Source organism: Serratia marcescens subsp. marcescens ATCC 13880 (genome assembly GCF_017299535.1).
In the GTDB taxonomy this organism is placed as follows: domain Bacteria; phylum Pseudomonadota; class Gammaproteobacteria; order Enterobacterales; family Enterobacteriaceae; genus Serratia; species Serratia marcescens.
On record NZ_CP071238.1, the window covers coordinates 3,688,706 to 3,706,125 of the forward strand.

Annotated in this window: 16 protein-coding genes; 6 read left to right on the forward strand and 10 right to left on the reverse strand. The window is 61.6% G+C overall.

The annotated features are described in order from the left end of the window. Window positions 1–20 precede the first annotated feature (20 nt). Complete coding sequence (locus tag J0F90_RS17650; protein WP_004936504.1) at window positions 21–446, reverse strand: GNAT family acetyltransferase; 426 nt, start codon at window positions 444–446, stop codon at window positions 21–23. 205 nt (window positions 447–651) lie between these two features. Between J0F90_RS17650 and amiA the strand changes: the two genes are divergently transcribed. The 3 genes from amiA to J0F90_RS17665 all read left to right on the forward strand — a co-directional run bounded on the left by amiA (window position 652) and on the right by J0F90_RS17665 (window position 2,974). Next, window positions 652–1,533, forward strand: coding sequence for an N-acetylmuramoyl-L-alanine amidase AmiA (amiA, locus tag J0F90_RS17655; protein ID WP_016926775.1), 882 nt, complete (start codon window positions 652–654; stop codon window positions 1,531–1,533). Window positions 1,534–1,598: 65 nt separating this feature from the next. Further along, window positions 1,599–2,519 carry an oxygen-dependent coproporphyrinogen oxidase gene (gene hemF / locus J0F90_RS17660; RefSeq protein ID WP_016926774.1) on the forward strand — a complete coding sequence of 307 codons (921 nt, stop codon included), beginning with the start codon at window positions 1,599–1,601 and terminating at the stop codon, window positions 2,517–2,519. Beyond that, window positions 2,519–2,974 carry a YaiI/YqxD family protein gene (locus tag J0F90_RS17665; protein ID WP_028127767.1) on the forward strand — a complete coding sequence of 152 codons (456 nt, stop codon included), beginning with the start codon at window positions 2,519–2,521 and terminating at the stop codon, window positions 2,972–2,974. Before hemF ends, J0F90_RS17665 begins: the two co-directional genes overlap by 1 nt. Before the next feature lie 22 nt (window positions 2,975–2,996). Here J0F90_RS17665 and J0F90_RS17670 read toward each other — a convergent pair whose 3' ends face one another. The 4 genes from J0F90_RS17670 to J0F90_RS17685 form a co-directional block, all read right to left on the reverse strand. Beyond that, on the reverse strand, window positions 2,997–5,237 hold the full coding sequence (locus J0F90_RS17670; protein ID WP_033639699.1) for a TonB-dependent receptor domain-containing protein: 2,241 nt from the start codon (window positions 5,235–5,237) through the stop codon (window positions 2,997–2,999). A 122-nt stretch (window positions 5,238–5,359) separates the two neighbouring features. After that, window positions 5,360–7,486 carry a S9 family peptidase gene (locus J0F90_RS17675; RefSeq protein ID WP_080286912.1) on the reverse strand — a complete coding sequence of 709 codons (2,127 nt, stop codon included), beginning with the start codon at window positions 7,484–7,486 and terminating at the stop codon, window positions 5,360–5,362. A 54-nt stretch (window positions 7,487–7,540) separates the two neighbouring features. Continuing rightward, window positions 7,541–8,338: a TonB family protein gene (locus J0F90_RS17680; RefSeq protein ID WP_033639698.1), complete on the reverse strand. Its 798-nt coding sequence runs from the start codon at window positions 8,336–8,338 to the stop codon at window positions 7,541–7,543. 102 nt (window positions 8,339–8,440) lie between these two features. Further along, window positions 8,441–9,280, reverse strand: a complete 840-nt coding sequence (locus tag J0F90_RS17685) for a ChaN family lipoprotein (RefSeq protein WP_033639697.1) — start codon at window positions 9,278–9,280, stop codon at window positions 8,441–8,443. A gap of 177 nt (window positions 9,281–9,457) precedes the next feature. On the opposite strand from J0F90_RS17685, the gene mmuP reads away from it, so the two are divergent. Continuing rightward, window positions 9,458–10,867 carry an S-methylmethionine permease gene (gene mmuP, locus J0F90_RS17690; protein ID WP_033639696.1) on the forward strand — a complete coding sequence of 470 codons (1,410 nt, stop codon included), beginning with the start codon at window positions 9,458–9,460 and terminating at the stop codon, window positions 10,865–10,867. Then, the gene (mmuM, locus tag J0F90_RS17695) at window positions 10,857–11,795 is read left to right on the forward strand and encodes a homocysteine S-methyltransferase (RefSeq protein WP_033639695.1); all 939 of its coding nucleotides are present in this window, start codon (window positions 10,857–10,859) and stop codon (window positions 11,793–11,795) included. Before mmuP ends, mmuM begins: the two co-directional genes overlap by 11 nt. Before the next feature lie 49 nt (window positions 11,796–11,844). Here the strand turns inward: mmuM and maeB are convergent, their stop codons facing one another. The 5 genes from maeB to J0F90_RS17720 form a co-directional block, all read right to left on the reverse strand. Then, on the reverse strand, window positions 11,845–14,124 hold the full coding sequence (maeB, locus tag J0F90_RS17700; protein ID WP_033639694.1) for an NADP-dependent oxaloacetate-decarboxylating malate dehydrogenase: 2,280 nt from the start codon (window positions 14,122–14,124) through the stop codon (window positions 11,845–11,847). A gap of 214 nt (window positions 14,125–14,338) precedes the next feature. After that, a complete protein-coding gene (lysC, locus tag J0F90_RS17705) occupies window positions 14,339–14,512 on the reverse strand; it encodes an Rz1-like lysis system protein LysC (RefSeq protein ID WP_004936544.1) in 174 nt (57 codons plus the stop codon). Next, window positions 14,493–14,882 carry a DUF2570 family protein gene (locus tag J0F90_RS17710; protein WP_033639693.1) on the reverse strand — a complete coding sequence of 130 codons (390 nt, stop codon included), beginning with the start codon at window positions 14,880–14,882 and terminating at the stop codon, window positions 14,493–14,495. Before J0F90_RS17710 ends, lysC begins: the two co-directional genes overlap by 20 nt. Further along, the gene (gene chiX / locus J0F90_RS17715; protein WP_459076059.1) at window positions 14,879–15,259 is read right to left on the reverse strand and encodes an L-Ala D-Glu endopeptidase ChiX; all 381 of its coding nucleotides are present in this window, start codon (window positions 15,257–15,259) and stop codon (window positions 14,879–14,881) included. The genes J0F90_RS17710 and chiX overlap by 4 nt, the downstream gene beginning before the upstream one ends. Before the next feature lie 10 nt (window positions 15,260–15,269). Continuing rightward, a complete protein-coding gene (locus J0F90_RS17720; protein ID WP_033639689.1) occupies window positions 15,270–15,596 on the reverse strand; it encodes a phage holin, lambda family in 327 nt (108 codons plus the stop codon). Window positions 15,597–15,888: 292 nt separating this feature from the next. Between J0F90_RS17720 and chiB the strand changes: the two genes are divergently transcribed. Then, window positions 15,889–17,388: a chitinase ChiB gene (chiB, locus tag J0F90_RS17725; protein ID WP_016926761.1), complete on the forward strand. Its 1,500-nt coding sequence runs from the start codon at window positions 15,889–15,891 to the stop codon at window positions 17,386–17,388. Window positions 17,389–17,420 lie beyond the last annotated feature (32 nt).

Genomic DNA, 17,420 nt, shown 5'->3' on the forward strand with positions numbered 1-17,420 from the left:
TACCGCCGTCCGCCGCTCGATCAATATTCCTGATCTTCGATCAGCCGCTTGCCCAGGCTGGTGATGCCCTGGATTTCGTAGCCGAGCTTCTCGTACATCTCAACCACCGTGTCGTTGTCTTCGCGCACCATAATCTGGATCTTCGGGCAGCCGCGGGCGATCAGCTTCTTCTCCAGACGGTTGATCAACGCATTGGCGATGCCGCGCCCGCGATAGTCGGGATGCACCCCGAGGTAATACGCCGAGCCGCGGTGGCCGTCATAGCCGCCCATCACCGAACCGACCACTTCGCCGCCGACTTCCGCCACCAGGAACAGCTCCGGATCGTGGTTCAGCTTGCGCTCGATGTCCATTTCCGGATCGTTCCAGGGCCGCAGCAGATCGCAGCGCTCCCACAGGGTAATGACTTCTTCAAAGTCGTCTTGTCGAAATACGCGAATTTCCATCGATGTTGGCCGCTGTTAATTAAGGTGTTTATCTGATTATCGCGTGATTATTCACTTACGCAATATCAAACTGCGATTTAGCGCGCTATTTTGCCCGGAAATCGCCGGTAACAGGCGTAATAAATGGAAATAGTTATCGGGTCGATTAATGATTATCAATACGATATAACGTCGCAAAATAGAAACGTCGACGGAGCGTTGCGTAATGAAAAAGCAGGGTAAACAATTCCTCAATTTTAAGCCGCTTGCCGTTTCCCCGACGCGACGCCAACTGTTGCTTTCCGGCCTGGCGGTGGCGCTGTTCGGCGTGAAAAGCCACAGCGCCAAGGCGGAAGGCCTGCTGCGCAATCAGCACAGCAAACCGGCGGCGAAACCGGCCGGCGGCAAAAAGCGGGTGATGATCGATCCCGGCCACGGCGGCATCGACTCCGGCGCGGTCGGCCACGAAGGCTCGCAGGAAAAACACATCGTGCTGGAAATCGCCAACCACGTGCGCCGTTTCCTGCATGAGCACGATCACGTCGAGGCGCGCCTGACGCGCGAAGAAGATGAGTTCATTCCGCTGTTCCAGCGGGTCGAGATCGCCCACCAGCACCAGGCCGACCTGTTCATTTCGATTCACGCCGACGGCTTTACCAGCCCGTCGGCCTCCGGCGCTTCGGTGTTCGCCCTCTCCAACCGCGGCGCCAGCAGCGCCATGGCGCGCTACCTGTCCAACCGTGAAAACGCCGCCGACGACGTGGCGGGCGGCAAGTACAAGGATCAGGACAACTACCTGCAGCAGGTGTTGTTCGATCTGGTGCAAACCGACACCATCAACAACAGCCTGACGCTCGGCCGCCACGTGCTCGGTCAAATTCGCCCGGTGCACCATCTGCACAGCGACAGCACCGAACAGGCGGCGTTCGCGGTGCTGAAATCCCCGTCCATCCCCTCGGTGCTGGTGGAAACCTCGTTCATCACCAACCCGAATGAAGAGCGGCTGCTGGGCACCACCGCGTTTCGCGAGAAAATCGCCCGCGCCATCGCGGACGGCATCGTCAACTTCTTCGACTATTTCGACGCACACCAACGCAAACCCCGCTGATGCCGCGGGCGGCGAATAAGAGTATACTCAGCGCCTTGTTCAGCCAGACGCTATAAAGACCCCGCATGAGTTTACCTAACATCGCTGAAGTAAAATCCTTCCTGCTGGCGCTGCAGGATCACATCTGCGCGCAGCTCGCCCAGGCCGACGGCGGCGCCGTGTTCACCGAAGACCAATGGACGCGTGAAGAAGGCGGCGGTGGCCGCAGCCGCGTGCTGACCAACGGCGCGGTGTTCGAACAGGCAGGGGTCAACTTCTCGCACGTCTCCGGCGCCACCCTGCCGGCCTCGGCGACCGCGCACCGTCCGGAACTGGCCGGACGCAGCTTCCAGGCAATGGGCGTCTCATTGGTTATCCACCCGCTCAGCCCCTACGTGCCCACCAGCCACGCCAACGTGCGCTTCTTCATCGCCGAAAAACCGGGCGAAGCGCCGGTGTGGTGGTTCGGCGGCGGTTTTGACCTGACGCCGTTCTACGGTTTCGCAGAGGATGCCGTGCACTGGCACCGCACCGCGGCCGAGCTGTGCGCGCCGTTCGGTGACGAGGTCTACCCGAAATACAAGCAATGGTGCGACGATTACTTCTTCATCAAGCATCGCAACGAAGCGCGCGGCATCGGCGGCCTGTTCTATGACGATCTGAACACCCCGGATTTCGACCATTGTTTCGCCTTCACCCGCGCGGTGGGCCAGGGCTTCCTCGACGCTTATCTGCCGATCGTCGAAAAACGCAAGGCCTTGACCTGGGGCGAGCGCGAGCGCCAGTTCCAGCTGTATCGCCGCGGCCGCTATGTGGAGTTCAACCTGGTGTGGGATCGCGGCACGCTGTTCGGGCTGCAAACCGGCGGGCGCACCGAGTCCATCCTGATGTCGATGCCGCCGCTGGTGCGTTGGGAATATAACTACCAGCCGGAGGCCGACAGCCCGGAAGCGGCGCTGGCGCGCGATTTCCTGCCGGTGCGCGACTGGCTGCAGGAGTCGAAATGATGCAGATTTGGGTCGATGCGGACGCCTGTCCGAACGTGATCAAAGAGGTGCTGTTCCGCGCCGCCGATCGCACCGCCATCACCGTCACGCTGGTGGCGAACCAGCCATTGCGCACGCCGCCGTCGAAGCACATCCGTTCGCTGCAGGTGGCGGCCGGCTTCGACGTGGCCGATAACGAGATCGTGCGCCGCTGCGAAGCGGGCGATCTGGTGATCACCGCCGACATCCCGCTGGCGGCGGAGGTGATCGAGAAAGGTGCGGTGGCGCTGAACCCGCGCGGCGAACGCTACACGCCGGACACCATCCGCGAGCGCCTCAACATGCGCGATTTTATGGATACCCTGCGCGCCAGCGGCATTCAGACCGGCGGCCCGAACGCCCTGAACCAGCGCGACCGCCAGCAGTTCGCCAACGAGCTGGACAAATGGCTGCTGCAAGCGAAACGGGCGCAGTGACTGCGCCCTGCTCTGCTGCGGTTTAGAAGCGCAACTCCCCCCCGAAGATATAAGTCCGCCCACGGGCGGTGTTGGTCGGCGTGAAATCTTGTGACTGCGAAGGCAGCGAATTCATCTTGTTCAGCGCGTCCGAGTAGTCCTTGTCCATCAGGTTTTGCACGCTGAGCTTCAGCAGCAGATTGCGATTCACCTGATAGGTGCCGTACAGATCGATAATGGTCGGAATATGCGGCGCCGGCTCCTTCATCAACTGTTCGTTTTCATCGAGAGTGGAATCAGGCGACAGGCGCACCGATTTGCCGGTGTATTTCACCACCCCGCCCAGCGTCAATGTCTCGTCCAGCAGGCGCACCCCGCTGTCCAGCGTGAAGTAGAATTCCGGCAGTTCGCTGACATCACCCGCGCCGAACACGTTGCTGGCCTGGTTGGTCGGCTGGGAAGTATGCTCCTTGCTTAACGACAGTTTGGTAAACGCGAAACCGGCGTCGTACAGCGCTTCGATCTCCACACCGCGCATTTTGACCGGTTCGGGGGCGTTGCTGTACATGGTCATGCTGACGTTGACGTCCGCGTTATCCCACTCTTCCTGCGTCGCCTGCGAACGGTTGCACTTCTGGCGGTCTTTACACACCAGGTAGGTTTGGCTGGAGATGTAGTTTTTGATCCTGGTTTCGAAATAGACCGCTTTCAGTTGGAAGCTGTCCTGCTTGAACAACAGATCGTGGGCATTGGCGTTGAACCCGCCCTGCCAGATCTCCGCTTTTTCGCCCTTGAGGAACGGGTTCATCGACTGGCCGCCGCTGTTGGCGAAGAACACCTCCTGGATATTCGGCCCGCGCATCGACTTGCTGTAGCTGACGAACGGCTGCAGCCACGGCGTCACCTGCGCCGACAGCATGACCGAAGGGTTGAAGCCGTGTTCGTTACGGTTGATATTGCCGGCGCCTTGCGGGAAGCACTCTACGCGCTCGTCACAGGCCGGCTTATAGCCGGAGAGGCGATAGGCGGTGTAGTTCAGATCGAAATTCCCCTGCCAGATGCCGTAGTTGGCCTGCAGGCCGCTGTACAGGCTGGAGATATCCTGCTTGCCCGACATTCCCACCGGCATGCTTTCCGCCTGATTGTCATCCGTCACCAAACCGGAGGCCTTTTTCTTATACTCGTTGCGCACCAGCTTGCCGCCGTAGCTGAACGCGAAATCGACGTCCTGCAGGCTGAAACGGCTGGTGTTGTTGATATCCAGCGCATCGGAGATGTTTTTCGCCGTGCTGTCGCTGAATCCCGCCATGTTGTCGGACATGAACTTCTGCTCGCCGCGGCTGGTGCTGGCGGTCAGGTTGAAATCGATCAGTTCGGAGAACGGCGCGTAGTGGTATTTAAGGTAGAAATCGTCGCTGTCGATGTGGCGGCGGGTGATTTTATTCTGGTAGCTGCGCGCCGACAGTTCGATGCTGTTGAAGGCATCCGGCTTGATGTCCACCTTGAACAGCTGGGATTTCGGGTTCTGGCGGTAGGTTTTATCGACGTTGAACATCTCGCTGTCGAAACCGGCGCCGTTTTTGTAGTTGGAGGTGATGGAGCTGCCGCTGATCGCCGCCATCGCCCCCAGACTGCCGCCGTCGGCAAAAGCGGCGGTTTTGGCGCCCACGGCGATCATGCCGCTGCGGCCGATGCCGTTATTGCCCACCGAGAATTTGGTGCGCACGCCGAACGGGTTATCGGAAAACACCACATCGTCCACGCCGATGGTGCGGAAGTTGGCGCTGCCCGCCAGGGCGTTCACCCCGTCGGAACCGGTGGCGTTGCCGCGCGCCACGTCGACGCCGACGATAAAGTTAGGATCGATCAGCGCCCCGAACTGGCTGGTGGGCAATCCCCCGTGCGCCGCGTCGCTCGGCGAGTTGCCGTAGTAGTTTTGCGTGATGCCGTCGACCATGGTGTTGACCCGGCCAAAGCCGCTCAGGCCGCGAATATTGACGCTGACCGATCCCTGGCCGGGATCGATCTGGGTATAGGTGCCCGGCATGCTGCGCAGAATGCTGTCCACCGACTCCAGATTTTTGTTTTCGTCGCGCGAGCTGAACGCGCCCGGCCTGGCCAACGCCTCTTTTTCGCTGCTCTTGCCGCCGTCGGCGGCCGAGACGTTGAGCGGGCTGAACGCCACGCTGCCTTTATTATTTTCCGCCTGTTCCTGCGCGGCCGCAGCCGGCCCGTACAGCGCCAGTCCCGCGCCGATCAGGCTCGCTATCATTTTGATTTTCATATATCCCCAGAAATAGCCAATAAGGTTTGATGGCCGACAATGCCCAGCAAAAAGTCCGCCGAAACGCGCGGTAAAAGATTGTTATTGTTTTATTGCGCCGCAGCGTGCCGCGGCGCTGAAGGTTATTTCTGCGCCTGCCGATCCGCCGCCAGAATAAAGGCGTACTCCAGCGCGCCGTTTTCCAGCCTCGCCAGGCGGCCCGATTTGCCGCCGTGGCCGGCGGTCATGTCGGTGGAGAGCAGCAGCAGCGAATCGCCCTGTTTGAAACGCCGCAGCTTCGCCACCCATTTGGCCGGCTCCCAATACTGCACCTGCGAGTCGTACAAACCGCTGGTGACCAGCAGGTTCGGATAATGCTGCCTGCGCACGTTGTCGTACGGGCTGTAGGATTTCATCAGCGCATAGGCGGCCGGCTGGTGCGGGTTGCCCCACTCCTCGTATTCGCCGGTGGTCAGCGGAATGCTGTCGTCCAGCATGGTGGTCACCACGTCGACGAACGGCACCTGCGCCACCACCGCGTTGTACAGCTGCGGCGCCTGATTGATCACCGCCCCCATCAGCAAGCCGCCGGCGCTGCCGCCCATGGCGTAGATGCGCCCCGGCTGGCCATAGCCGTCGTTGATCAGCGCTTGGGTGGCGTCGATGAAATCGTTGAAGCTGTTCGGTTTGTGCGTCAGTTTGCCCTGTTTGTACCAGCGCTGCCCTAGCTCGCCGCCGCCGCGCACGTGGATCAGCGCATAGACGAAGCCGCGGTCCAGCAGGCTGATGCGGTTGGCGCTGAACGCCGGATCCATGCTCATGCCGTAAGCGCCATAGCCATACACCAGCAGCGGGTTATGCCCGTTTTTGAACAGCGATGTGCGGTACACCAGCGAGACCGGCACCTTCACGCCGTCGCGCGCCGCGATCCAAATGCGTTCGCTGTGATACAGGCTGGGATCGACGCCTTTCACTTCCTGTTGCTTGAGCAGGGTGCGCTCGCCCTTGTTCAGATCCCACTCATAGGTGCGGGTCGGCGTGGTCATCGCCGAATAACCGTAGCGCAACCGATCGCTGTCCGGCTCCGGGTTATAGCCCAGCCAGGCCATGTAGCTGGCGTCGTCGAACGGGATGGCGCGCTCGGTTTTACCGTCCCAGCTGATTTGCCGCAGCTGCACCAGCCCGTTGGCGCGTTCCTGCACCACCAGCCAGTCGCGGAACAGGCTGAAGCTTTCCACCTCGTGCTGCGCCTGCGGCGCAATCAGCGTCTGCCAGGGTTTGCCCGCCGCCGCCGTGCGGTACAGGCCGAAGTTCGGATCCTGATGGTTGGAACGCAAATAGAACTCGCCGCGGTAGTGATCGAGATAATACTCGCGGCCTTTTTGCCGGGCGGCGAACAGCTGCGGCTCGCGCTGCGGCTGGCTGGCGTCGATCAGGCGCACTTCGGAGGTGGTGTTGCCGCTGATGGTGAGTATCAGGTAGTCACGCGAAGAAGAACGGCTGAGGCTGAGGTAGAACGCCGGATCGTTTTCCTGATACACCAGTTTATCTTCCGCCGGCGGCGTGCCGTACTGATGACGGTAGACCTGATACGGCAGCAGCGTTTGCGGGTGGTTGCGCACGTAGAACAGGGTTTGGTTGTCGTTGGCCCACACCATGTTGCCGGAGGTGTTTTCCAGCGTTTCCGGCGACCAGCGTTCGCTGCCTAACTCGCGCAGGGAGATGCGGTATTGGCGGCGGCCCTGCAGATCTTCGGCCACCGCCAGACGGCGGTTGTCCCGGCTAATGTCCATCGCCCCCAGGCGATAGTAAGCGTGGCCGGCGGCGCGCTGGTTGGCGTCCAGCAGGGTTTGCCACGGCGCGTCGGCGGTGAGCGCCTGGCGCTGATACCGCGCGAACTCTTTACCGGCGGCGTAGCTTTCCTGATAGCGATAACCGTTGAGCTGATACGGCACCGAACGATCGTCAGGGTTCATGCGGCCCAGCATCTCCTGATACAGCGTGGCGCGCAGCTTCTGGTACGGCGCCATCATCTGCTCGGTGTAGCGGTTCTCCGCCTTCAGGTAGTCCAGCACCTTCGGCTCTGTTCGGCTGTCGTCGCGCAGCCAGTAGTAATCGTCGGTGCGCGTCTCGCCATGCGCCGTCAGCGCTTTCGGCGCGCGTTCCGCCAACGGCGGCTGCGGTTGCGCCAGCGCGGCGCCGGCGAGGCCTAAAGAAAGCCAGAGCGCGGCCGCGATGCGACGGCGCGGGGTGAATAACAGCGGATTCATAATCCCTCACGAAGTTTGAAGAGGCGCACGACGGCGATGCGGCGCCTGCGGGCATTAACGGCGGGCATTCAGCTCCGCCAGATTGAAATCGATCGGCATCGTCACCTTGACGGCCCCCTGTTGCAGCATCTCCGGCGGCGGCGGCGGCAACGGCTGGGCGCGCGACACCACCGCCACCGCTTCCCGATCCAGCGACGCGGTGCCGGAACGCACCTGCAGCATGACGTTCGAGACCCGTCCCTGCGCGTCAACGCTGAAACTGACCTGCGGCATGCCGCTGCGCCGCCGGCTGCGGGCATCCAAAGGGTAATCCTTGATGCGGTTCAGTTTGCCTTTCACCAGGCTCTCCCACGACAGTTTGGCCTGCGCATTGCTGTTGGCGTCGCTGTTGATCGGGGCGGCGGTCTGGTGGGAGATCGTCTGCGCCTGCGGCGCGGCGGCGCTGGACGCGGCGGCATTGCGCGTCTCTTTGGCCTGTTCTTGCGGCTTCGGCTGCGCTTTTTGCGGGGGACGGTGTTCAGCGCGCTTCTTCTGCGCCGTCACGATTTTTGCTTTATCGGCGCGCGCCAGCTTGGGCAGATCCGGCTGTTGCTGCTGCTCCGCGGGCTGCGCCGCGGCGGACTCCGCCTGCTGCACGCCCAGCGGCAGCGGCTTGCTTTCCGGCGCTTCAATCTGCGCCGCCCAGCTCATCATCACCGCCGGCGGCGGCAGCGCCACCGGCTCCCGCGCCGTCTGCGGCCAATAAAACAGCAGCACCAACGCCGCGTGCGCCGCCAGGGCGAGCAGCAGGCCGCGCGCCCAGCGCGGCTGCGGCAGCTCAAAGGCCGGAAGGGAATAAGACTGACTTAACATAGGGGCATTAGCTTGCTTAATTGCGAATGATTGCAGATCACATTTACTAATGATAATCATTTGCAACTATAATTAACACCCCTTTTCACTGCCTTAACGTATTCATTTCACTGATGGTGTGATCCACAGGTAGTCTGCGGTGTTCGCATCGACCTGTACGCCCGGCTCCGCCAGCATCAGCACCGTCGCCGCCGCCGCCGGTTGCAGATCCCGCACGTGCAGCGGCACGCCCACCGATTTGGCGGCGTGATAGCCGCCGGCGATCAACAGCGCGGGCGTGGGCGCCGCCAGCAAACGCTCCGCCATGCGCCGATCGCGCTGCTGCTGGATCGCCAGCATCGCGCGCAGTTGGTCGGCCTCAATCTTGCCGCCGTGCGAAGTGCGGATGGTCTCTTCCAGCGCCTTGCGCACCGCCGGCTGCGCCGATAGCTGCCCCGCCGGGAACTGCGGCTGTTGATAGAACGCCGTAATCTCGCTGCGATCCAGGTTGGCTGACCACAGCGGGTATGGCGCGCGCATCGCCGCCATCGTCACCCCGCCATACAGTTCCCACTTCCAGCCCGGCTGCCAGGCGATCAGCTCCGCCACGCGGCCGTCACGCACCGTGGGGTCGCTCTGCAACCACTGTTTGACCTTGTCTACCTGCGCCTGCTGGTTCGGGTTGATCATCTCCATCAGCACGCTGCCCTGCGGCCGCCGCTGCGGCAGTTGCTGCACCAGCCATTGCTCAATCTGATGGTGGTAAGGATTGTCATGTTTTTCCCCGACGATCACCCGCGGCTGCTGCGCCAATCGCGTCAACAGCTGCTCCGGCGTCAGGCTCGCACCGCTGTGCAGATCGGTGATGCTCCCCAAACTCGCGACGTCATTGGCCGGCGCCTTCACCGGCGTTTGGCTGCAGGCGCCGAGCGCCAAGGCCGCCAATAAAATCAAATATCTCATCATGTTGCCCCATTATCGAAAATGGCAACATTATAGATAATAATTATCATTTGCATATAGATCCGGCTTAACGATTTTTTTACGCGGCTATCGCCGGTGGCGCATTGCGTTAAAAAGGCATTACGGGTATAACCAATAGCCATTCAGATATTTAGACGTCTATACGGATAGATTATTATGCACGCATCGGCGCCCGCCGCAGGGCAGTTCAAACGCAGCATGAAGGCCCGGCACCTGGTGATGTTGTCGCTGGGCGGCGTGATCGGCACCGGGCTGTTTTTCAACACCGGCTACATCATTTCCACCACCGGCGCGCTCGGCACGCTGCTGGCCTACCTGATCGGCGCGCTGGTGGTGTATCTGGTGATGCTGTGCCTGGGTGAGCTGTCGGTGGCGATGCCGGAAACCGGCGCCTTTCACGTCTACGCTTCGCGCTATCTGGGGCCGGCCACCGGCTATGCCGTCGCCTGGCTGTATTGGCTCACCTGGACAGTGGCGCTGGGCTCCAGCCTGACCGCCGCCGGATTCTGCATGCAGTACTGGTTCCCGCAGTCGCCGGTGTGGCTGTGGTGCCTGATCTTCTGCGCGGCGATTTTCCTGCTCAATGTGGTGACCACCCGCTTTTTCGCCGAAAGTGAATTCTGGTTTTCGCTGATCAAAGTGGTGACCATTCTGGCGTTCATCATTCTGGGCGGCGCCGCCATGTTCGGCCTGCTGCCGATGAAAGACGGCACCCCGGCGCCGTTCCTGCATAACCTGACCGCTTCCGGCTGGCTACCGCACGGCACGCTGCCGATCCTGATGACCATGGTGGCGGTGAACTTCGCCTTCTCCGGCACGGAACTGATCGGCATCGCCGCCGGTGAAACCGAGAACCCGGAAAAAGTCGTGCCGCTGGCGATCCGCACCACGGTGATCCGCCTGATGCTGTTCTTTATCGGCACGGTCTTCGTGCTGGCGGCGTTGATCCCGATGGATCAGGCGGGGATCGTCAAAAGCCCGTTCGTGCTGGTGTTTGAACGCATCGGTGTGCCTTACGCCGCCGATATCTTCAACTTCGTGATCCTGACCGCCATCCTGTCGGCGGCCAACTCCGGCCTGTACGCCTCCGGGCGCATGCTGTGGTCGCTGGCCCACCAGCGCACCTTGCCGGCCTACTTCGCCCGCGTCAATGCGCGCGGCATTCCGATCAACGCCCTGACCTTCAGCATGCTCGGCGGCGTGCTGGCGCTGCTGACCAGCGTGATCGCGCCGGACACGGTGTTCGTCGCCCTGTCGGCGATCTCCGGCTTTGCGGTAGTGGCGGTGTGGCTGAGCATCTGCGCGGCCCACTATGCTTTCCGCCGCGCCTACCTGCGCAGCGGCCAGCCGATAAGCGGCCTGAAATACCGCGCTCCCGGCTATCCATTGACGCCGATCCTCGGCTTTGCGCTGTGCCTGCTGGCCTGCATCGGGCTGGCGTTCGATCCGGAGCAGCGCATTGCGCTCTACTGCGGACTGCCGTTCGTCGCCCTGTGCTACCTCACCTATTTCCTGACCCGGCGCGCCGGGCAAAAAAATGCTTTGGGAGAACAACATGTCGGTTAACAACCCCGTCGCCCGCCTGCTGGCCGAACAGCCGACGCTGATCCTGGACGGCGCGCTGGCCACCGAACTGGAAGCACGCGGCTGCGACCTGACCGATCCGCTGTGGTCGGCCAAGGTGCTGATTGAAAATCCCGAGCTTATCTATCAGGTGCATCTCGATTATTTCAACGCCGGCGCCCAGTGCGCCATCACCGCCAGCTATCAGGCCACGCCGCAGGGCTTCTTGCGCCGCGGCCTGGATCAGGATCAGTCGCTGGCGCTGATCGCCAAAAGCGTGCAGCTGGCGCAGCGGGCGCGCCGCGATTATCTGGCCGCGCACCCGCAAGCGGCGCCGCTGCTGATCGCCGGCTCGGTGGGCCCGTACGGCGCCTATCTGGCCGACGGCTCGGAATACCGCGGCGACTATCGGCTGGCGCAGGATGACTTCATTGCCTTCCACCGCCCTCGCCTCGCAGCCCTGACCGCCGCCGGCGTCGATCTGCTGGCCTGCGAAACGCTGCCGTCGTTCGCCGAACTGCAGGCGCTGCTGACGCTGCTGCAGGAGTTCCCGACGCTCGGCGCCTGGTTCGCCGTCACCCTTCGCGACAGCCAACATCTCAGCGACGGCACGCCGCTGACGGAGGTCATGTCCGCGCTGCGCGGCAACCCGCAGGTGCTGGCGATCGGCATCAACTGCATCGCGCTGGACAAGGTCGCCCCGGCGTTGCGTCAACTGAACGCGCTGGCCGACAAGCCGCTGCTGGTCTACCCAAACTCCGGGGAGCACTACGATGCGGTCAGCAAAACCTGGCACGCCTGCGACGGCGAACACGGCAGCCTGGCCGATCAGGCGGCGGAGTGGCGCGCGCTCGGCGCGCAATTGATCGGCGGCTGTTGCCGCACCACACCGCAGGATATTCGCGCCATCGCCGCGCGCTGCAAGGCATAAAAAAGCCCCCGGCGCCAACGGCGCAGGGGGCCAGTCACTCAACCCGGGCTTACAGCGGTTCGGTCTGGGCTTCCACCACCGCCAGCGCCACCATGTTGACGATGCGGCGCACCGAGGCGATCGGCGTCAGGATGTGCACCGGTTTGGCGACCCCCATCAGCACCGGCCCGACGGTCACCCCTTCCGAGCAGGAGACGCGCAGCAGGTTGTAGCTGATGCGCGCCGCTTCCATGTTCGGCATGATCAGCAGGTTGGCCGAGCCTTTCAGCGGGCTGTCCGGCATCAGATCGTGGCGGATGCTCTCCACCAGCGCGGCGTCGCCGTGCATTTCGCCGTCGATCTCCAGCTCCGGCGCCAGCTCGTTCACCAGTTCCAACGTTTTACGCATCTTGCGCGCCGCCGGGCAGTCAGACGAGCCGAAGCTGGAATGAGACAGCAGCGCCACCTTCGGTTCGATGCCGAAGCGGCGCACGGTTTCCGCCGCCATCAGGGTGATCTCCGCCAGCTGTTCCGGCGTCGGAGCGTCGTTGACGTAGGTGTCGGCGATGAAAGTGTTGCCGCTCGGCAGCAGCAGCGCGTTCATCGCGCCGGCGACGTGCGCGCCTTCACGGAAGCCGAACACGTTCTTCACCACGTCGTAATGCTCGTGGTAGCTGCCGATGGTGCCGCAGATCATCGCGTCCGCTTCGCCGCGATGCAGCATGATGGCGGCGATCAGCGTCGGGTTGCCGATCACCGCGCGGCGCGCCTGCTCTTGCGAAACGCCGCGGCGTTTCATGATCTGGTAGTACTCGCCCCAGTATTCGTTGAAGCGCGGATCCGACTCGTTGTTCACCACTTCGAAATCTTTGCCCGGCGTCAGCTGCAGGCCCAGCTTTTTCAGGCGCATCTCGATCACGCTCGGGCGGCCGACCAGGATCGGGAAAGCCAGCCCCTGCGACACCAGCTCCTGCGTGGCGTGCAGCACGCGCTCTTCCTCGCCTTCCGCCAGCACCACCCGCTTCACCTCTTTGCGCGCCTGCGAGAAGATCGGTTTCATGAACAGGTTGGTTTTGTAGACGAACTCCGCCAGCTTCTCCACATAGGCGTCGAAGTCTTCGATCGGGCGCGTCGCCACGCCGGAATCCATCGCCGCCTTGGCCACCGCCGGCGCGATCTTGACGATCAAACGCGGATCGAACGGTTTCGGAATGATGTATTCCGGCCCGAAGGAGAGATCCTGATCGTCATACGCGGAAGCCACCACGTCGCTCTGCTCCGCCAGCGCCAGATCGGCGATGGCATGCACGCAGGCCAGCTTCATCTCTTCGTTGATGGTGGTGGCGCCCACGTCCAGCGCGCCGCGGAAAATGAACGGGAAGCACAGGACGTTGTTCACCTGATTCGGGTAGTCGGAACGGCCGGTACAGATGATGGCGTCCGGGCGCACCGCTTTGGCCAGCGGCGGCAGAATTTCCGGTTCCGGGTTGGCCAGCGCCATGATCAGCGGATCGCGCGCCATGGTTTTCACCATATCCTGCGTCAGGACGCCCGGGCCGGAGCAGCCGAGGAAGATGTCGGCGTTCGGGATGGCGTCGCCCAGCGTGCGCTGGCCGTTATCCTCGATGGCGTAGGCGGCTTTGGTCTGCTCCATGTTGGCGTCGCGGCCTTTATAGATGACGCCCTTGGAATCGCAGACGGTGATGTTCTGCTGACGCAGCCCCAGCGCCACCAGCAGGTTCAGACAGGCGATGGACGCCGCGCCGGCGCCGGACACCACCAGCCGCACGTCGGAGATGTTCTTCTTCACCACGCGCAGGCCGTTGAGCACCGCAGCGGTGGTAATGATCGCCGTGCCGTGCTGGTCGTCGTGGAATACCGGGATCTTCATGCGCTCACGCAGTTTCTGTTCGATGTAGAAACACTCCGGCGCCTTGATGTCTTCCAGGTTGATGCCGCCGAAGGTCGGTTCCAGCGCGGCGATAATGTCGATTAACTTGTCAGGGTTATGCTCATCCACTTCGATATCAAATACATCGATACCGGAAAACTTCTTGAACAAAACGCCCTTGCCTTCCATCACCGGCTTACCGGCCAACGCGCCGATATTGCCCAGACCCAGTACCGCCGTGCCGTTGGAAATCACCGCCACCAGATTGCCGCGCGCGGTGTATTTGTAGGCCGCCAGCGGATCTTCGGCGATCTCGAGGCAAGGCGCGGCGACGCCCGGCGAATAGGCCAGCGCCAGATCGCGCTGGGTCGCCAACGGTTTGGTAGGGGAAACCTGGATCTTCCCTGGGACAGGAAACTGATGGAAATCAAGGGCACTCTGTTTGAGCTGTTCGTCCATTATGGATTCCTTTGTTTTTTGCTTTTATGTTGAGGTAAGGCTTTGAGGCTGCGCCCTGCCGTGGGCCATGGCGCCCAATTACAATGACAGGGCACAGCCTTGAAGTATAGTGAGAGAAACATCACAAACTTTGAAGCGCGCCATAACCTTGGTCGAAAGAGCGTTTTAAAAGTAAAAAAAGAAGATCTGCGAGGCGAGCAGAGAAACGCCGCCGTCAGCGCGGCGGCAGCGTGGCGCGCCAGGCGTTGAGCGTCTCCACCTGGCCGGCGCAAATGTGTAACGAGGTTTGTAACGCCAGGGCATAGCTTACCGCATCGCCCCAGGTCTCCCCCTGCAACTGCGGCTGCTCACAGGGAGCGAATACCGACTCAGGGGGCAACAGCGGCACGGCCTGCGGCGCCGGCGGCCGGGCGCAGGAGCTCAAACACAGCGCCAGGCAGAGGCTGAGCGGCGCAGGGATCGTTTTTAATCGCTTCACGGTATTTCCTCTGATAAGCCTCGTGTTGTTGGCGCAACTGCCGTTCCTGCCGCTGCTGCGCCGCCATCAGCGCGCGATTTTGCGCATCCTGTGTCTGCAAGGTGGCGATAAGCCCCGCCTGCTGCGCCAGGCTTTTTTGCAGTTCCGCCGCCTGTTGCCGCGCAGACGCCAACTGGTGCGACAGCAGCGAGCTATAGCCGCCGAGGCAGATGGCCGCCAGCAGCAACAGCAGCAACAGCAGCAAGCCGCCCTGCATCAGTTTTTGCAGCCAGCCGCTCATGCCGGATAGTCCCGGAACGGCAGTTGGAAGTGCGGGCCATCCTTGAGGGTTTTCCATTCGCCGCCCCATTCGACGTTGATGCCGCATTCACGCGCCGCGCGCCGCACCGCCACCGCAATCTGCGCGTAGTAATCCCACTCCCAGGAGGCCACGCCCGCCGGCATCGCCACCACGTCCACCGCGTGCCCGGTCAGGTGGCGGCTGCGCAGCGTTTGGCTGTTGCCGGCGCGCACCATTTCCCGCTGGCGCGCCATGCTGCGCAGCCCCTCGCTGACGGAAAACGGCACCAGCGAATAACGCAGCGCCAGGCGAATAACGCGCACCAGATCCGGGTGCACGCCGCGCAGGTTCTCTTCGCTGCGGGCGGTAAAACGAATCTCTTCAATGTCATTTAACATTTTTAAACCCCGTCTTTTTGCCGATGAATTTTTTAATTAAGGCGTTGATGTAATCCGCCCCCATAAAACCAATCAGTACGCTGGCCAAATTCGCCCACTTTAATTCCAGGCCCATCAGCGCCAGCGCATCGCGCACCGTCCAGGCCAATAACGCGCACATCGCCGCATTCAATAAACGGCGCCGAATGCCCACGTTGCGGTAGGCGCCATGTAATAGCGCCATCACGCCGGCCAGAATGGCGTTCAATACCGGCTGAAGATATTCACATACTCGCTGGACTATTAAGCCAACAGCGTCAGGCCCTATGCTGGACATAGCTCATCTCCTTTTTATTTTTAATTAAATACCAATCACGGCCGGCGGGACATCGGATACTCAGAATCTAGTTAAGGATGCTATTACAAAGCAAATGAATAAATACAGGCCCTATGGTCGAATTCATTCACGCTGAACGTTGGCACAACGCATAAAACGCCAATGCATGCGGCAGTTAATAAAAATTCATTCTTATGGTGATTTATTTCGACTTTTATTCTCGAGGAAAATAAACATTAATGGCGACGGGGAATATTCCCCCATTGAAAAACATCCACTCTGGAGAAATACCATGTCCACACGCAAAGCCGTTATTGGGTATTATTTTATTCCGACCAACCAAATCAATAATTACACCGAGACCGATACGTCTGTCGTGCCGTTCCCGGTTTCCAACATCACGCCGGCCAAAGCCAAACAGCTGACGCACATTAACTTCTCGTTCCTGGATATCAACAGCAACCTGGAATGCGCCTGGGATCCGGCCACCAACGACGCCAAGGCGCGCGATGTGGTCAACCGTTTAACCGCGCTCAAAGCGCACAACCCCAGCCTGCGCATCATGTTCTCCATCGGCGGCTGGTACTACTCCAACGATCTGGGCGTGTCGCACGCCAACTACGTCAACGCGGTGAAAACCCCGGCGGCGCGCACCAAGTTCGCCCAATCCTGCGTGCGCATCATGAAGGATTACGGCTTCGACGGCGTGGACATCGACTGGGAGTATCCGCAGGCGGCGGAAGTGGACGGTTTCATCGCCGCGCTGCAGGAGATCCGCACCTTGCTGAACCAGCAAACCATCGCGGACGGCCGCCAGGCGTTGCCGTATCAGTTGACCATCGCCGGCGCCGGCGGCGCCTTCTTCCTGTCGCGCTATTACAGCAAGCTGGCGCAAATCGTCGCGCCACTCGATTACATCAACCTGATGACCTACGATCTGGCCGGCCCCTGGGAGAAGATCACCAACCACCAGGCGGCGCTGTTCGGCGACGCGGCCGGGCCGACCTTCTACAACGCACTGCGCGAAGCCAATCTGGGCTGGAGCTGGGAAGAGCTGACCCGCGCCTTCCCCAGCCCGTTCAGCCTGACGGTCGACGCCGCCGTGCAGCAGCACCTGATGATGGAAGGCGTGCCGAGCGCCAAAATCGTCATGGGCGTGCCCTTCTACGGCCGCGCCTTCAAGGGCGTCAGCGGCGGCAACGGCGGCCAGTACAGCAGCCACAGCACGCCGGGCGAAGATCCGTATCCGAACGCCGATTACTGGCTGGTGGGCTGCGACGAGTGCGTGCGCGACAAGGATCCGCGCATCGCCTCCTATCGCCAGCTGGAGCAGATGCTGCAGGGCAACTACGGCTATCAGCGGTTGTGGAACGATAAGACCAAAACCCCGTATCTGTATCATGCGCAGAACGGGCTGTTTGTCACCTATGACGATGCCGAGAGCTTCAAATACAAAGCGAAGTACATCAAGCAGCAGCAGCTGGGCGGCGTAATGTTCTGGCATTTGGGGCAAGACAACCGCAACGGCGATCTGCTGGCCGCGCTGGATCGCTATTTCAACGCCGCAGACTACGACGACAGCCAGCTGGATATGGGCACCGGCCTGCGATACACCGGCGTCGGCCCCGGCAACCTGCCGATCATGACCGCGCCGGCCTATGTGCCGGGCACCACTTACGCCCAGGGCGCGCTGGTGTCCTACCAAGGCTACGTCTGGCAGACCAAGTGGGGTTATATCACCTCGGCGCCCGGCTCAGACAGCGCCTGGCTGAAGGTGGGCCGCCTGGCGTAAGCCGTAAAAAAACCCCGTAGCCGAATGCTGCG

Bases quoted from the DNA above. Each gene is read 5' to 3' on its own strand.
- J0F90_RS17650 (WP_004936504.1), bottom strand. From the start codon at position 446: ATGGAAATTCGCGTATTTCGACAAGACGACTTTGAAGAAGTCATTACC.
- amiA (WP_016926775.1), top strand. From the start codon at position 652: ATGAAAAAGCAGGGTAAACAATTCCTCAATTTTAAGCCGCTTGCCGTT.
- hemF (WP_016926774.1), top strand. From the start codon at position 1,599: ATGAGTTTACCTAACATCGCTGAAGTAAAATCCTTCCTGCTGGCGCTG.
- J0F90_RS17665 (WP_028127767.1), top strand. From the start codon at position 2,519: ATGCAGATTTGGGTCGATGCGGACGCCTGTCCGAACGTGATCAAAGAG.
- J0F90_RS17670 (WP_033639699.1), bottom strand. From the start codon at position 5,237: ATGAAAATCAAAATGATAGCGAGCCTGATCGGCGCGGGACTGGCGCTG.
- J0F90_RS17675 (WP_080286912.1), bottom strand. From the start codon at position 7,486: ATGAATCCGCTGTTATTCACCCCGCGCCGTCGCATCGCGGCCGCGCTC.
- J0F90_RS17680 (WP_033639698.1), bottom strand. From the start codon at position 8,338: ATGTTAAGTCAGTCTTATTCCCTTCCGGCCTTTGAGCTGCCGCAGCCG.
- J0F90_RS17685 (WP_033639697.1), bottom strand. From the start codon at position 9,280: ATGAGATATTTGATTTTATTGGCGGCCTTGGCGCTCGGCGCCTGCAGC.
- mmuP (WP_033639696.1), top strand. From the start codon at position 9,458: ATGCACGCATCGGCGCCCGCCGCAGGGCAGTTCAAACGCAGCATGAAG.
- mmuM (WP_033639695.1), top strand. From the start codon at position 10,857: ATGTCGGTTAACAACCCCGTCGCCCGCCTGCTGGCCGAACAGCCGACG.
- maeB (WP_033639694.1), bottom strand. From the start codon at position 14,124: ATGGACGAACAGCTCAAACAGAGTGCCCTTGATTTCCATCAGTTTCCT.
- J0F90_RS17710 (WP_033639693.1), bottom strand. From the start codon at position 14,882: ATGAGCGGCTGGCTGCAAAAACTGATGCAGGGCGGCTTGCTGCTGTTG.
- J0F90_RS17720 (WP_033639689.1), bottom strand. From the start codon at position 15,596: ATGTCCAGCATAGGGCCTGACGCTGTTGGCTTAATAGTCCAGCGAGTA.
- chiB (WP_016926761.1), top strand. From the start codon at position 15,889: ATGTCCACACGCAAAGCCGTTATTGGGTATTATTTTATTCCGACCAAC.